The sequence below is a fragment of the Pseudomonas sp. R76 genome (assembly GCF_009834565.1).
Taxonomy (GTDB): Bacteria; Pseudomonadota; Gammaproteobacteria; order Pseudomonadales; family Pseudomonadaceae; genus Aquipseudomonas.
On sequence record NZ_CP019428.1, the window covers coordinates 4,469,059 to 4,482,234 of the forward strand.

10 protein-coding genes and 1 pseudogene are annotated in these 13,176 nt (G+C 53.8%); 7 read left to right on the plus strand and 4 right to left on the minus strand.

The window, feature by feature from the left end; translation table 11 throughout:
* Positions 1–10: 10 nt before the first annotated feature.
* From PspR76_RS19930 to PspR76_RS19945, 4 genes are read right to left on the minus strand one after another with little or no spacing between them, the layout of a single operon-like run.
* On the minus strand, positions 11–1,033 hold the full coding sequence (locus PspR76_RS19930; RefSeq protein WP_159958062.1) for a LacI family DNA-binding transcriptional regulator: 1,023 nt from the start codon (positions 1,031–1,033) through the stop codon (positions 11–13).
* A gap of 3 nt (positions 1,034–1,036) precedes the next feature.
* Entirely contained in the window at positions 1,037–2,014 is a 978-nt protein-coding gene (locus tag PspR76_RS19935) for an ABC transporter permease (protein WP_159958064.1), read from the minus strand.
* Positions 2,011–3,564, minus strand: coding sequence for a sugar ABC transporter ATP-binding protein (locus PspR76_RS19940; protein ID WP_159958066.1), 1,554 nt, complete (start codon positions 3,562–3,564; stop codon positions 2,011–2,013). Before PspR76_RS19940 ends, PspR76_RS19935 begins: the two co-directional genes overlap by 4 nt.
* Positions 3,565–3,621: 57 nt before the next feature.
* Entirely contained in the window at positions 3,622–4,581 is a 960-nt protein-coding gene (locus tag PspR76_RS19945) for a sugar ABC transporter substrate-binding protein (RefSeq protein ID WP_159958068.1), read from the minus strand.
* A gap of 495 nt (positions 4,582–5,076) precedes the next feature.
* Here PspR76_RS19945 and PspR76_RS19950 point away from each other — a divergent pair, with 495 nt between their 5' ends.
* From PspR76_RS19950 to PspR76_RS19980, 7 genes and pseudogenes are all read left to right on the plus strand, one after another.
* Positions 5,077–6,165, plus strand: coding sequence for an asparaginase (locus PspR76_RS19950; protein ID WP_159958070.1), 1,089 nt, complete (start codon positions 5,077–5,079; stop codon positions 6,163–6,165).
* A 180-nt stretch (positions 6,166–6,345) separates the two neighbouring features.
* The gene (locus PspR76_RS19955) at positions 6,346–6,597 is read left to right on the plus strand and encodes a DUF1654 domain-containing protein (protein WP_159958072.1); all 252 of its coding nucleotides are present in this window, start codon (positions 6,346–6,348) and stop codon (positions 6,595–6,597) included.
* 4 nt (positions 6,598–6,601) lie between these two features.
* A pseudogene (locus PspR76_RS19960) lies at positions 6,602–6,991 on the plus strand (endonuclease); the annotation flags it as partial.
* A 107-nt stretch (positions 6,992–7,098) separates the two neighbouring features.
* Complete coding sequence (locus tag PspR76_RS19965; protein ID WP_159958074.1) at positions 7,099–8,250, plus strand: tyrosine-type recombinase/integrase; 1,152 nt, start codon at positions 7,099–7,101, stop codon at positions 8,248–8,250.
* Complete coding sequence (locus PspR76_RS19970; protein ID WP_159958076.1) at positions 8,234–10,405, plus strand: hypothetical protein; 2,172 nt, start codon at positions 8,234–8,236, stop codon at positions 10,403–10,405. Before PspR76_RS19965 ends, PspR76_RS19970 begins: the two co-directional genes overlap by 17 nt.
* 7 nt (positions 10,406–10,412) lie before the next feature.
* The gene (locus tag PspR76_RS19975; RefSeq protein WP_159958078.1) at positions 10,413–12,383 is read left to right on the plus strand and encodes a hypothetical protein; all 1,971 of its coding nucleotides are present in this window, start codon (positions 10,413–10,415) and stop codon (positions 12,381–12,383) included.
* A complete protein-coding gene (locus PspR76_RS19980) occupies positions 12,380–12,955 on the plus strand; it encodes a hypothetical protein (RefSeq protein WP_159958079.1) in 576 nt (191 codons plus the stop codon). The genes PspR76_RS19975 and PspR76_RS19980 overlap by 4 nt, the downstream gene beginning before the upstream one ends.
* Positions 12,956–13,176 lie beyond the last annotated feature (221 nt).

Sequence of the window (13,176 nt, forward strand, 5' to 3'; positions counted from 1 at the left end):
TCAATTCGGTTCAGCGGTATTGGGCGAACACACCGGCAAACGGCGCCGTCGACTCACGCAAAACAATACTCGGCGTCACGATGCGTTGATCGATCGGCAATTGGGGTGTTGCAATTCGTCGCAGTAAAAGCTCGGCCGCCGTCTCGCCCAGCTGCACGATCGACTGGCCGACCGTTGTCAGCGCCGGGTACACGTAACGGCCCATTTGAATATCATCGAAGCCAATCACCGACAGCTCGCCGGGCACGCGAATATTGCGCTCGGCCGCGGCACGCAATACGCCGAAACCAATCATGTCGTTGCTGGCGAAAATCGCGCTGGGCGGGTTGTCCGACAGCAGTTGCACCGCTGCGGCATAACCGCCCGTACTGGTGAAGTCACTTTCCCGCGTGCGCCCAGCCGCCACCTCAACGCCCGCCTCTCGCAGCGCGCGGTGGTAGCCCGCCAATCGCATTTGCGCCACGCGAGTGTGGCCGGGGCCACCAATACAGGCGATGTCGCGATGACCGAGTTCAAGCAAGTGCCGGGTCGCCAGGTAGGCGCCCTCCTCGTGATCGATGCGCACCAGGTCGACATCGATGCCGTCCAACGCACGGTCGACAATCACCATGGGCGTGCGTACCGCGCTCAAGCCGGCAGCCAGGCCGCTGTCGTCGCCACCGACTGAGGTCACGATCAAGCCGTCGATACGCTTCTCCAGCAACACCCGCAAGTAACTGCGCTGCTTCTCAGCGTTATCGTCGGAGTTGCAGAGAATCACGCAGTAGCCATTTCGCTCGCAGTAATCCTCGATCCCGCGGGCCAACTCGGCAAAATACGGGTTGAGGCTGTTGGGCACCAGCAGGCCGATGGTGGCGGTGGTCTTGGCCTTGAGCGAACGCGCTACCGCACTCGGCACGTAGTCGAGCTGTTTGATTGCCGCCTCAACCTTGATCCGCACAGGTTCACTGACCGGCCGCGTCTTGTTCACCACATGGGACACGGTGGTGTAGGAAATACCCGCAAGCGCTGCCACATCCTTGATCGTTGCCATGGTTTAGCCCCGCCGACTGGCGCGCTGGCTGCGGTAGGTGTCGAGGACCACGGCAATCACGATTACGGCACCGGTAATGATGCGCTTGGTGGGCTCGGTGGCACCGATCTGCGCCAGGCCTGCGGCCAGTACCGAAATAATCAACACACCGAAGAAGGTACTGATCACCGAGCCGCGCCCGCCCATCAGGCTGGTGCCGCCGATCACTACCCCCGCAATCACCTGCAGTTCCAGGCCGGAGCCCGCGTTCGGGTCCGCTGCTTCCAGGCGCGAGATCTGGAACAGAGCCGCCACGCCCGCCAGTAAGCCCATCAGGCTGAACACCAGGATCTTGTAAGGCTTGGGGTTGATGCCGGCCAGGCGCACGGCTTCTTCGTTAGTGCCGATACCGATCAGGTAGCGACCAAACACCGTACGCGTCAACACCAACTGAGCAGCTATGATCACCAGCAAGGCAATGATGAACGAGGGTGAAATCCCGAAGGCCACAGGGTTCGACAGCCAGGCAAACGAGTCACCGATATAGGCGGTGCGCGAACCGGTCATTTGGTAAGCCACGCCGCGAGCCATTTCCAGCACGCCGAGGGACACGATAAACGACGGGATACGCCAAGCCACGGTGATCGAACCGGTGATGGTGCCGGCCAATGCCGCGCAGCCCATGCCGAGCACGGCGGCCGGCAGCACGCTCCAGCCCCAGCCGAGAATCGCCACACTGACGGCCGACGCGGCCAGTGCCAGCACCGAGCCCACCGACAGGTCAATGCCGCCGATGATCAGGATAAAGGTCATGCCCACCGCCAGCACCATCAGGTCCGGGATCTGGTTGGCCAGGGTGCTGAAGGTGTCATAGGACAGGAAGTGATCGCTCAGCACCGAGAACAGCGCAATCATCGCCAGCAAGGCACCGGCCAGGCCCAAGTAGGTGCCCAGGCCGTAGAAGTTACCGCCGGTTTTACCCGGGGAAGTAGTGGTTTTCATGGGGTATCCCTAAGCGCTGCGTCGTTGAGCAGCGCATCACGTTTTTGATAGCCGGCAAAGGCGGCGGCGAGCAATTCGTCCTGGGTCCAACTGTCGCGCTCGAAGGTTTCGATCAGGCGCCCGGCGGAGAGCACGCCGATGCGGTCACAGATCAGCATCAGCTCTCGCAGGTCGCTGGACACCACCACCAGCGCTTTGCCCTGGCGCGTCAATTCGCCGAGCAAGGCATAGATATCGAACTTGGCGCCGACGTCGATGCCCCGCGTCGGCTCATCGAACAGCATCACCGCGCAATCGCGCTCCAGCCAACGGCCGATCACGACCTTTTGCTGGTTGCCACCCGACAGCTCCGAGACTAACTGCGCCGGGCTGGAACTGCGAATGCGCATGGCGTCGATCTGGCGCTTGGCCAACGCGGTTTCGTCACGGCTATTTACCACGCCACCACCGGAAATTTCCGGCATGTTGCCCAAGGCAATATTGGCGCTGATCGATTGGGTCAGCAGCAGGCCTTCGCCTTTACGGTCCTCGGTGATCAGGGCGATGCCGTGGCCCACCGCGTCGACCGGCGAACGAATGCTCACGACCTTGGCTGGCGAGCCCAGGGCGACGGTGCCGCTGTCTGCCAGGTCCGCGCCGAAGATCAGGCGCAGCAGTTCAGTGCGACCGGCGCCGATCAGGCCTGAGATGCCGTAGATCTCACCGGCACGTACTTCAAAGGACACGTCGCGGACCTTGTCCGAGCGCGTCAGCCCTTTGACCGTCAGGGCCGGGCCGCCGATGGTGCGCGGGCCCAGGTCGATCTGTTCACCAAGTTCGCGACCGACCATCAAGGTCACCAGTTGCTCACTGTTGTAGTTGGCCATCGGCTCGACGCAGACCAGCTTGCCGTCGCGCAGCACTGCAATGCGCTGGGCAACACGGGCCAGTTCTTCCAGCCGGTGCGAAATATAAATGATCGCCACGCCCCGAGCCTGCAGGCGGGTGATTTGTTCAAAGAGCATCTCGACTTCACGGGCGGTGAGCATGGCCGTGGGTTCGTCGAGGATCAGCACATGGCAGTCGCCGATCAGGTTACGGGCGATTTCGACCATTTGTTGATGGCCGATGCCCAGGGAGCCAACCAGGGTATCCGGGTCGATCGCATCCAGGCCGACTTGGGCCATGGCTTCGATCGCAGCTTTGCGCAGTTCCTTGCGGTTAATCCATCCGCAGTTTCTGGGCAGGTTGTCCAGGAACAGGTTTTCAGCCACGGTCAGCGTCGGCAGCAGGTTTAGCTCCTGCATGACCATGCGCACGCCCAGTTCTTCGGCCTGGGTGCGGCTGCCGGGGCGGTAATCCTGACCATTGAACTGCATGTTGCCGGTGGTCGGCGTGACCAACCCGCCGATAATTTTCGACAAGGTGCTTTTACCTGCGCCGTTTTCACCGGTCAGTGCCAGCACTTCTCCGCGATTGAGCGTCAGGGTGATGTCGGACAGAACCGGTTGCGCATAGGTCTTGCCGATACCGCTGACCGAGAGGACAACGTTCGGGGCGGAAGATGACATAGGAAAATCTCCAGGCGCCCGCTCAGGACGAGCGGGCGCTGTTGGGTACTGCCAGGATTACTTCTTGAGGACGAGTTCGACCGGGGTTTCGATCACGCCGTCTTTGGCATCGACTTTCTCACCCTTGACCAGTTTGAGCGCGTTCTGGATACCAAACACGGCTTGCTGGGCGGCGGCCTGGTCGGCAGTCGCCAACACGCGGCCGTCCTGCAGCATCGGCTTGATGGCTTCGATGTTGTCGTAGCCCACAACCAGCACTTTGCCAGCCTTGCCAGCTGCACGTACGGCAGATACAGCACCCAGCGCCATGTTGTCGTTACCGGCCAGCAGTGCCTTGAGGTCCGGGTATTCGCTCAACATGGCGGAGGCGACTTTCTGGCCCTGGTCGATCTCCCAGTTACCCGATTGGGTGGAGACAATTTTCATACCGGCGGCGTCCATCGCATCCTTGTAGCCTGCGGTGCGCTGCTGGGCGTTGGTGGTGGTCGGTACACCTTCGATGATGCCGACCTTGTCACCCGCAGCCAGTTGCTTGGCCAGGTAGTCACCCACCAGCTTGGAGCCTTTGCGGTTGTCCGGGCCTACAAACGGGATATCGAGGTTTTTGCTTTTCAGCACGTCCGGGTCAAGGCGGTTGTCGATGTTGACGACCTTGATGCCGGCATCGGAGGCCTTTTTCAGCACAGTGACCAGTGCCTTGGAGTCGGCAGGGGCGATCACGATGGCGTTTACTTTGGCGAGGATCATCTGGTTGACGATGTCGATCTGCGCGCTGGTATCGGTTTCGTTCTTGATACCGTTGGTGATCATGTCGAAGTCAGCAGAGTGGTCTTTCTGATACTTCTTGGCGCCGTCCTGCATGGTCACGAAAAATTCGTTGGCAAGGGACTTCATCACCAGGCCGACCTTGGGTTTGGCGGCGGCGTCATCAGCAAAGGCAGAAGAAAGAGGTAGAGCAGCGGATGCGGCAGCAAGCACAGCGACAGCAAGAAGACGTCCAGCGAATGGCAGCTTCATGGGTTCACTCCGATCTTATGATTATTGTGAGCAACGCTCGCGCTGTGAAACATCTCGCAAACGTTTGCGTTATTCAAACTATGAGAACCTTGTCGAGATTTGTCAACGGGTGACCGTCGTCTTTCATCCAAGCCCTCCACCCTCCGTCTTTTAAGCCAGGGTGTTGACGAGATTAAACATCGCTGTCCTCCAGTCGTTCTCTAAAACGACAGGCAGCGATGTGCTTGTCATACACATCCGGTCGATATTCCAACCTGCTTTTCGGACAACCGAACGCAATACTACCTCGACGTTCGGAAAGCCGGACGCAAGCGTTTCCAACCCGCCGAAAAACTCAACATAAGTTGTTTTAAATCAAGATGTTAATTTATCTGACCAGACACAATCAGCTTGGTACAAATCCTGCTCTTTCTCAGCACCACGCGGCGTTCAGAACCGCCCGGGTGTTCTAGATGAACCTGCTACCGCACTCATCAAAAACCAGAGAGAAAAATAATGAAATCTGCACTGAAAACCTTTGTTCCGGGCGCCCTCGCCCTACTGCTGCTGTTCCCCGTTGCCGCCCAGGCAAAGGAAGCTGAAACCAAGACCAAACTCTCCAACGTGGTGATCCTCGCCACCGGCGGCACCATTGCCGGTGCCGGCGCCAGCGCTGCCAACAGTGCCACCTACCAGGCGGCCAAAGTCGGTATCGAGCAATTGATTGCCGGTGTTCCTGAGCTTAGCCAGATCGCCAATGTGCGCGGCGAGCAAGTGATGCAAATTGCTTCGGAAAGCATCAACAACGAAAACCTGCTGCAATTGGGTCGCCGCGTTGCTGAGCTGGCCGACAGCAAAGACGTCGACGGCATCGTGATCACCCACGGCACCGACACCCTGGAAGAAACCGCTTACTTCCTCAACCTGGTGGAAAAAACCGACAAGCCCATCGTGGTCGTCGGCTCCATGCGCCCAGGCACCGCCATGTCGGCGGACGGCATGCTCAACCTGTACAACGCCGTGGCCGTAGCCGGTAGCAAAGACGCACGTGGCAAGGGCGTGTTGGTCACCATGAACGACGAGATCCAATCGGGTCGCGACGTGAGCAAGATGATCAACATCAAGACCGAAGCGTTCAAGAGCCCGTGGGGGCCATTGGGCATGGTGGTTGAAGGCAAATCCTACTGGTTCCGCCTGCCTGCCAAGCGCCACACCATGGATTCCGAGTTCGACATCAAGACCATTAAAAGCCTGCCGGATGTGGAAATTGCCTACGGTTACGGCAACGTAAGCGACACCGCGGTCAAGGCCCTGGCCCAGGCTGGCGCCAAAGCCATCATCCATGCCGGCACCGGTAATGGCTCGGTGTCGTCCAAGGTGGTCCCTGCCCTGCAGGAACTGCGCAAGCAAGGCGTGCAGATTATTCGCTCTTCCCACGTGAACGCCGGCGGTTTCGTGCTGCGTAACGCCGAACAGCCTGACGACAAGTACGATTGGGTCGCTGCCCACGACTTGAACCCGCAGAAAGCGCGGATCCTGGCAATGGTTGCGCTGACCAAGACCCAGGACAGCAAAGAGCTGCAACGGATGTTCTGGGAATATTGATTCCTGGTAACACCTGCGTAGAGGCGGGTTAACCCGCCTCTACCTCCCATCAAATACCCTCGCTACAAGCCCCCGCCTTGCCCCCAATCGTTTTTACACGAACATCTTGAGTTTTAAGCAGTTGCGAAATTGTTTACAGTTAAATACTGTATGCACATACAGCAAACTAAGGAATGCTCCGTGGCAAAGTCTTCTTCCGCAGCGCCAACCCCACCTGACGCCTACCAACGCCTGGCCGTTCGCGTGCAAAAAATCATCAATTCAACCAACGCCCAGAAAGCCAAGGCGGCCTTGATCTTCCGTTTGCCGGAAGAGCCGGAAGAGGAATGGGCGCGCTTACTGGAAGAAATTGCTGAAAACGACAACGTCACCCTTGCCTATCGGGATGACGGCGGTGTGCAAATTTTTTGGGTTGTGCCGAAGGAAGACTGATTCAATGAGTGTCCGCTTTATCGCTGTGATGTGTTTACTGTTTTCCGTCACCGCCCACGCCCAGGCACCGCGAACCTTCAGCGAAGCCAAGAAAGTCGCCTGGACGCTATACGCCCCACAATCCACGGAGTTTTACTGCGGCTGCAAATACACCGGCAATCGTGTGAACTTGAAAGCATGCGGTTACATCCCGCGCAAAAATGCCAGTCGTGCCGCACGCATCGAATGGGAACACATCGTTCCGGCCTGGCAGATCGGCCATCAGCGCCAATGCTGGCAGAAAGGCGGGCGCAAAAACTGTACGCGCCACGACGACGTGTTCAAGCGCGCCGAAGCAGACCTGCACAACCTGGTGCCGAGTATCGGCGAGGTTTATCCGAGAGAGAACCGTTTTTAAGGAAACGTTGACACGCTCTTTTAGGCACGTTGACAGCACCATAACCTGCTGATTAGCTTAGCTTTATGAAGCAACTCATGCTTCGGTGCTAGGGGTGCGATGCGATGAAGATAAAATTTGTGAAAGACATCGCTTGGTCAGGCGGCCCCCTCAATACCTATGCCGTTCTCGAGGATGGGCCGATCACAGAAGAGAGCATCGTCCCAGCCCCAAGTCTTTACCTAATACACCTAGCCCAAGATGGGCAGCTACCCAACTCCATCCGCTCCTGTGCATATGACCTTCGAAGCTTCTTCGAAGCCCTGCGCGTTCATGAGCAAGATTGGAGACGCCTCACAGATCTCGACATGTCAGGCTATCTGTACGGCCACTTGAAAACGACCAAATCGTGCACTGACAAGACAATCGAGCGCCACATTTCCACCATCAAAGCATTCTATGCATACGCCTGGCAGATTGGGATGCTCGATGCTCCGGCATCCTTCACCTACCTGTACCTTTCGACGGAGCAGAAGGTTCAAGGGGACGGCAAGAAAAAAGTCAACTTTGACCTCTTCAGTAAGTACATCCAGAAAGACATCCTCAGCAGTCTGCTGGGCAACATCAAAGCCAAATCCCCTTTCGAAAAGGAGCGGGACGAGCTGGTTCTTCACCTCGGATACTATTGTGGACTTCGCTGTGCAGAAGTCACCGATCCTCGAAATCTGCACACGGCTGATTTGAGGAGACGCATTGCTCTGGCTGAGCAGAGCGGTGATAAGACCATAACACTGCCTATCATCGGGAAGGGAGATAAGCTCCGGCAGGTTGACTGCCCTCCTAAAGCTCTCAAAAAGATCAAGGCCTTCATGGAGGGTCGACGCAGGACGGATAATATTGCGAATGGATCGTTGATTTGCAGGAGGAATGGCGCTTCATTATTCGAAGGACACGCCTCTAATATTTTCAAGTCAGCAAGAATCTTAGCTAGCACAAAAATCGAGAGCGTGATATCCGAACTTCACGCCAAAGACCCGCACCTACACTTTGTGACCAAACCCAACTTTCTCAAGTTGACCTTCCATGCGCTGAGACACACATTCGCGACCAATCTCGTTGACTTCTGCTACAAACACGGGTACGACCCTTGGCAGTATGTTCCAGAACAAATGGGACACGAAGATGAGGCAACTACTAAAGACTATGTGGTTTTCGATGGTAAACTTCACCGTCGTGAAAAAATAAGGCAAGCGCTAAACGATGACCTCGCTGACTGATACTTCTGAAGCCGCAACCGAAACTCCTGCGACTTTGTCTTCGCTAGCCCCTAACCCAATTTTCAACTTCAGTCCATCGGACACTTTTGCCATCGTTGCAATGCAAGTGGCAAAGGGCAAAAAAGTTGAGCACCGTCGCATCGAAATACCAGAGCAGTTCCATGCCTGTCCTATTTTTCGTGCTCAACTTCATTATTTCAACAGCGGCGAATGTAAAAGTAACTCGCTCACAGACGCATACCATAGGATTTTGAGATTTAATATCCTTGCGGAATGGGCAGTAACCGAGTATCCACATGCTAAAGTATTACCTGCGGCAGTCATGCAGGATCTGGGACACCATTTGCGTACGGTGAAAAAATCTCAGTTGAATACCATCTGCGTATACATGTCAATTTATCGCACAGCCTTCGATAATTTCCTAGACCATGCATATGGCAATCCAGCCTTAGCCGACGCGGCTGCAGCTGTGCGTGAAGCTATTGTTTATATACCATCTGTTTCAAACCGCGCCGGTCAAGCAACTCCAAGCTTAGGTCAGATTACTAATCAGCCTGAAAAAGATGAATTGAAGATTGTGAGATCGACGATTCATTTTTGCTGCCGTTTTCTCCACGAGATGAATGAGCAGCGTCTGGAGTTGCTCGGCGATGAAAATGTCATGCGCCAACTTGCCATTATGCTTAATGAATGTGAGGGCGATTACGAAAAACTTAGATACAGCACCACCAAGACAACCCGCAGCACTGTCTATAAAGCTATTGCTGGTGCAATTTTGGAAAGCGGCAACCTCCGCCTGAAGGAGCGACTTCTCCATAATCGTACAGAATTCAGCTACGATCAAATCGAAAACAACTCGGCTCTGACAATTGAGGAGGCGAATCGTCTGATCAAATCGGGCCTTCGTGTAACCGGGTCGTTGGACATATACCCCGAGAATAACGCTCACAAGTTGCATTTCAATAACATCGACTATCTGTATCTTATAAAGCATACGCCCTGCGAAGAGGTTGCATTTGCATGGCTGCTAGCCACGGATAGGGTACAACTATCTGGCGTCACGGATATGCGACAAGGGGATTTGAGAATTACCCCAAGTGTCGCCTCGCCTATTTACACCAAGAATCGGAGCGAACAGTCAATTCGCGACGTACCGATGCATTACTCAAAGTCTATGCAATATCATGCTTATGCTGTATTTGACGAATTGAAGACCAGCTTCTATAGGCGCTTCCCCGAAACTGGCGATTTTATGTTCGATCTGCCAGTGACAGGCAACCTTCAGGGCGTCGACAGCGTGCTGTATAGACCCTTAGTAATGGCCGCTTTCCCACAAACGCTACAATATCAGTGCTTATACAAAGAAGATTCTGAGATAGAGACTTTCGCGGATATCGTACGCCGTGTTGCCATGAACAACCGCCCTATCTGGGACAATAAAAAGCGGCGACATGAAAATGCTGCGCTGGGTATCACCGGTGAGAACCCTACCCCTGCTAAGCGGCAGACAATCAGTATCACTGCAATCGCTCAATCGCGTGCAATCCTTGACACTGATGGTGGCAATCCGGAAAACGAGGCGTTTGAAAAATATTCCCAAGAAGTTGTCGGCGCCGATGCGACCGCCCACTCCCCTGGAGTAAAACAGGTTGTATATTTGAATTCCAGCGAGACTAAATATCGCCTGAACAAAAGAGCATTGTTCGCATCGAACGTCGGACACCTTATGGTAGAAGATGCGCGCAAGGTACAAGCAGCAATTCGCGACGAAGCCCTGATTAGCGTCAAAGATCTAAAAGTAATGCTTGGTTGGGCGCAAGAAAAAGACGACATCAGCGAAATGGAAGAGTTTGACGCACTGTTGCTTTCTGCTCAACGTGCCGGCTATACGATTTCGCCTTTTGGACAGCTTGAAAAAGATAGCAAGACATTCATCATTACGAATGCCATTACTGCTGCATTGCTTATGGGTTACCGAGATGAATGCATTAACCAGATAAAGAATCTCTCCGTTGAAGATGAGTTAAAAGCTTTTTCAATAGCGATGCAGGCTGCATACACGGAAGAAGCCCTTGAAAAATTTGACATCAAAACTATCTCGGAGGGAACAGAGATACTGAAGAAGTACACCTTCCCTACTCCGGTCGTCAGGTAAATAAGCGATGCATAATACTGAGGCTAAAACCCTGACTTCTCCGCTAATCACCATGGCGACAGAAGATCCTGCAAAACAGAATAAATTTGGAGATGAATTATTTCAAATCCAAGATCCACAGACTGGCCTATTTTATACCGTCAGCTTCGTGTGGAAATGCTCCATGCAAAAAAGGCTGTATGCGCAAATGTACTTCATGGCGGGTGATATTTCCCGAGGTTATGCAGACGATAAAGGCCGCATTGTTGTAAGCAGTCTTTCAAGCGCCCGACAAGAAATTGCTTACCTGCGCGAGATTTGTGAGTATTGGGAAGTAAATTTCCCAAATCGGCCTCTCCAGTCCCTTTCAAGACTCGAGATACAAATGATGCTTCGTACCCTCATGGTCAAGAAGGAGAACAATGGGGCCGGAGGCATGATTCTTGGTGTCTCTACAATGACCATGGTTTGCAAAATCATTGATCGCACTAACAATTTGCTTCATTCCGGAAAGCTTGTGGACGGCGTCACTCATCGAATGACCGGCCCGTTCAAGAAAAGCACAATGGAACCTTTGCTCAATGAGCTTGAAGTCGATTACGCGACCTGGAGTAAGGGAGGGAGTTACGGCTCTATCCCGATGACTTGCGCTTCGTTGATGCTTGCTGAAGCCATTACGCAACTAGAATCAGATCAGGCGAAAATCGCGTCCGCTTTTTTCACGCAATGGCGCGATGAAAAAACCAAAATTTCCAGTTGGTTTGGCGAGAAAGACCGACTCGCGCTGTATCGAAGAATGCAGTCTCCAGACTATGTATTGTCCAGATTTGAAAGAGGCTGGGCAGCTTCTGCGGCAAAACTTGGAGCAGCAATTGATGTAACGACCAAAGCACATCACGCCGCTTTACCTTGGAAAACGCAGGGAGAGCTTAGCGACTTTTGCGCCGAGCTTACAAAGGCCGCGCTGGTTGTTATCACGCTACTGAGTGGCTTTCGGATCGTTGAAATCAATGGAATGCGTCTTAAAGATTACAAACAAGAACCAGATGGATCTTGGTGGTTCACATCGGAGAACCCTAAAACAGAATCAGGATTTGCTCACCCAAGGTCTCTGCACGGGCTCGCTGCAGAGGCAGCAACGCTTATGAAGAACCTATCGGCGGTTGATACGGAAAAATTCGATCTGCCTTTACTACATCGAGCATATAGATCCGAGGGCTTTTTCGTAGCGCGCGGTATTGGCAAATTTAGCGATGAGCATTGGCTCGCTGATGCTGGTTTTACCACCAATGGCTTGAGGAAGTGGTTCAAAGCGTTCTACCAGATCTATGTGGTAGAGAAATATCCTGAAGCCGGCGCAATTCACAGCGAAGTCTCGCCCCATCAAGCGCGTCATACATTCGCTGAATTTGCCCTGCGCAGATTTGATGGCAATGTCATGGATAAGATCCGTGAGCACTTCCGCCATTCTTACGGCTCATTTCATACGCGACGCTATACCAGGGAAAAGCTCAGCGAATCCGTTCGAATCAGTATGGAACGCGATTATGCCAAAGAGGTAATGGGGCGGATTGCTAATGGCAAGCTGGACGACCGCTTTTATGGGCCGGCAGCAAAACGCATTGACAAGGAAATGGCGGAGATTTCGGTACTCACGGGTGCCGAATTCGATGATCGTTTGAATGAATTGGCGAATGACTTTGTGAGGTTTACCGCGTTTGAATGGGGCTACTGCGCTTTACGTGGTAACGAACAACATATTGCCAAATGCCACGACCCAAAAACCGGCACCCCTAACGTCGACCAACGCAGCGCGCCAGAAGTATGTGCGGGCTGCCCACATAGCATGAACAACAATCTGCAGAAGCAGGAGCTTGAGCGTACGGCAATCTCTCATCAGTTCATTGCAGAAAATCACCCCCTCAAGGCAATCGGGAATATGAGCGGTGAAGTCGTTCGTAAAATCGAGCGCCGGCTGGAAGAAAAGGTACTGGCATGAAATTCAGTCTTAGCCAGTATTCCAACGTTGCAGCAGCGCCCGAAGAACCTCAATGGGTTAACTCGACAACGAAGCGAAACCTTTTTCAGCAGGTTTGCAAGGCCTTTGAACATATCAAGACATTGATGGAGGCAGGCGACAATCTCGGCATCAAAGACCGAAGGATTGTGGCTCGTAACATTGCCAAGGACAGCGGCGTTCATGACAGCTTGCTGAACAAACGCCGGCAGCCTGAAATCCACGACCTGATTGTACAAAAGAACGCGGAGCTCGAAGAACTGTGGAGCAGTCTCTCAGCGGCCAGATATACCTCAGGAAGAAAGCGTACAAAGAAGATAATACAGAGTGAGCTTCGCTATCAAACAGCCGAGATTGAGCGCCTTACCAACCTTCGGCTTTCTGAGGCCCTCACGGAGGCCATATCCAACCAGATGGTTGATAGCCACAGAAGCCTCATAACCACCATCGAATATCTGAAAGCTGAGAATGCCGAGCTTCAGATCCGCAATGGCGAATTGAGCAAGCAGCTTCGTCAGATGATGAAGGCGCTCAACAATATCAAAAGCCAATAGTCATAATTCCGCAGCACCAAGTATCCGGGATAGCTCTATGGTTGTTTACAAGCCTATAGAGCATATAAACACATCAATACAGCTGGAGAGTCTGCATAGCAGCGTCTTGCTCAAAGCGGCCTCCATCGCATCGGAATAACTTCAGGGATGAATGGCGTGACCACATAAAGCGCCGCACCATCTTGAGCAAGAAAGCGCCCCGAAACGTTTTTCGTCATATC

Excerpts from the sequence above, each read along its gene's own strand:
- PspR76_RS19945 (WP_159958068.1), bottom strand. The coding sequence starts at position 4,581 with ATGAAGCTGCCATTCGCTGGACGTCTTCTTGCTGTCGCTGTGCTTGCT.
- PspR76_RS19970 (WP_159958076.1), top strand. The coding sequence starts at position 8,234 with ATGACCTCGCTGACTGATACTTCTGAAGCCGCAACCGAAACTCCTGCG.
- PspR76_RS19965 (WP_159958074.1), top strand. The coding sequence starts at position 7,099 with ATGAAGATAAAATTTGTGAAAGACATCGCTTGGTCAGGCGGCCCCCTC.
- PspR76_RS19975 (WP_159958078.1), top strand. The coding sequence starts at position 10,413 with ATGCATAATACTGAGGCTAAAACCCTGACTTCTCCGCTAATCACCATG.
- PspR76_RS19950 (WP_159958070.1), top strand. The coding sequence starts at position 5,077 with ATGAAATCTGCACTGAAAACCTTTGTTCCGGGCGCCCTCGCCCTACTG.
- PspR76_RS19980 (WP_159958079.1), top strand. The coding sequence starts at position 12,380 with ATGAAATTCAGTCTTAGCCAGTATTCCAACGTTGCAGCAGCGCCCGAA.
- PspR76_RS19935 (WP_159958064.1), bottom strand. The coding sequence starts at position 2,014 with ATGAAAACCACTACTTCCCCGGGTAAAACCGGCGGTAACTTCTACGGC.
- PspR76_RS19940 (WP_159958066.1), bottom strand. The coding sequence starts at position 3,564 with ATGTCATCTTCCGCCCCGAACGTTGTCCTCTCGGTCAGCGGTATCGGC.
- PspR76_RS19930 (WP_159958062.1), bottom strand. The coding sequence starts at position 1,033 with ATGGCAACGATCAAGGATGTGGCAGCGCTTGCGGGTATTTCCTACACC.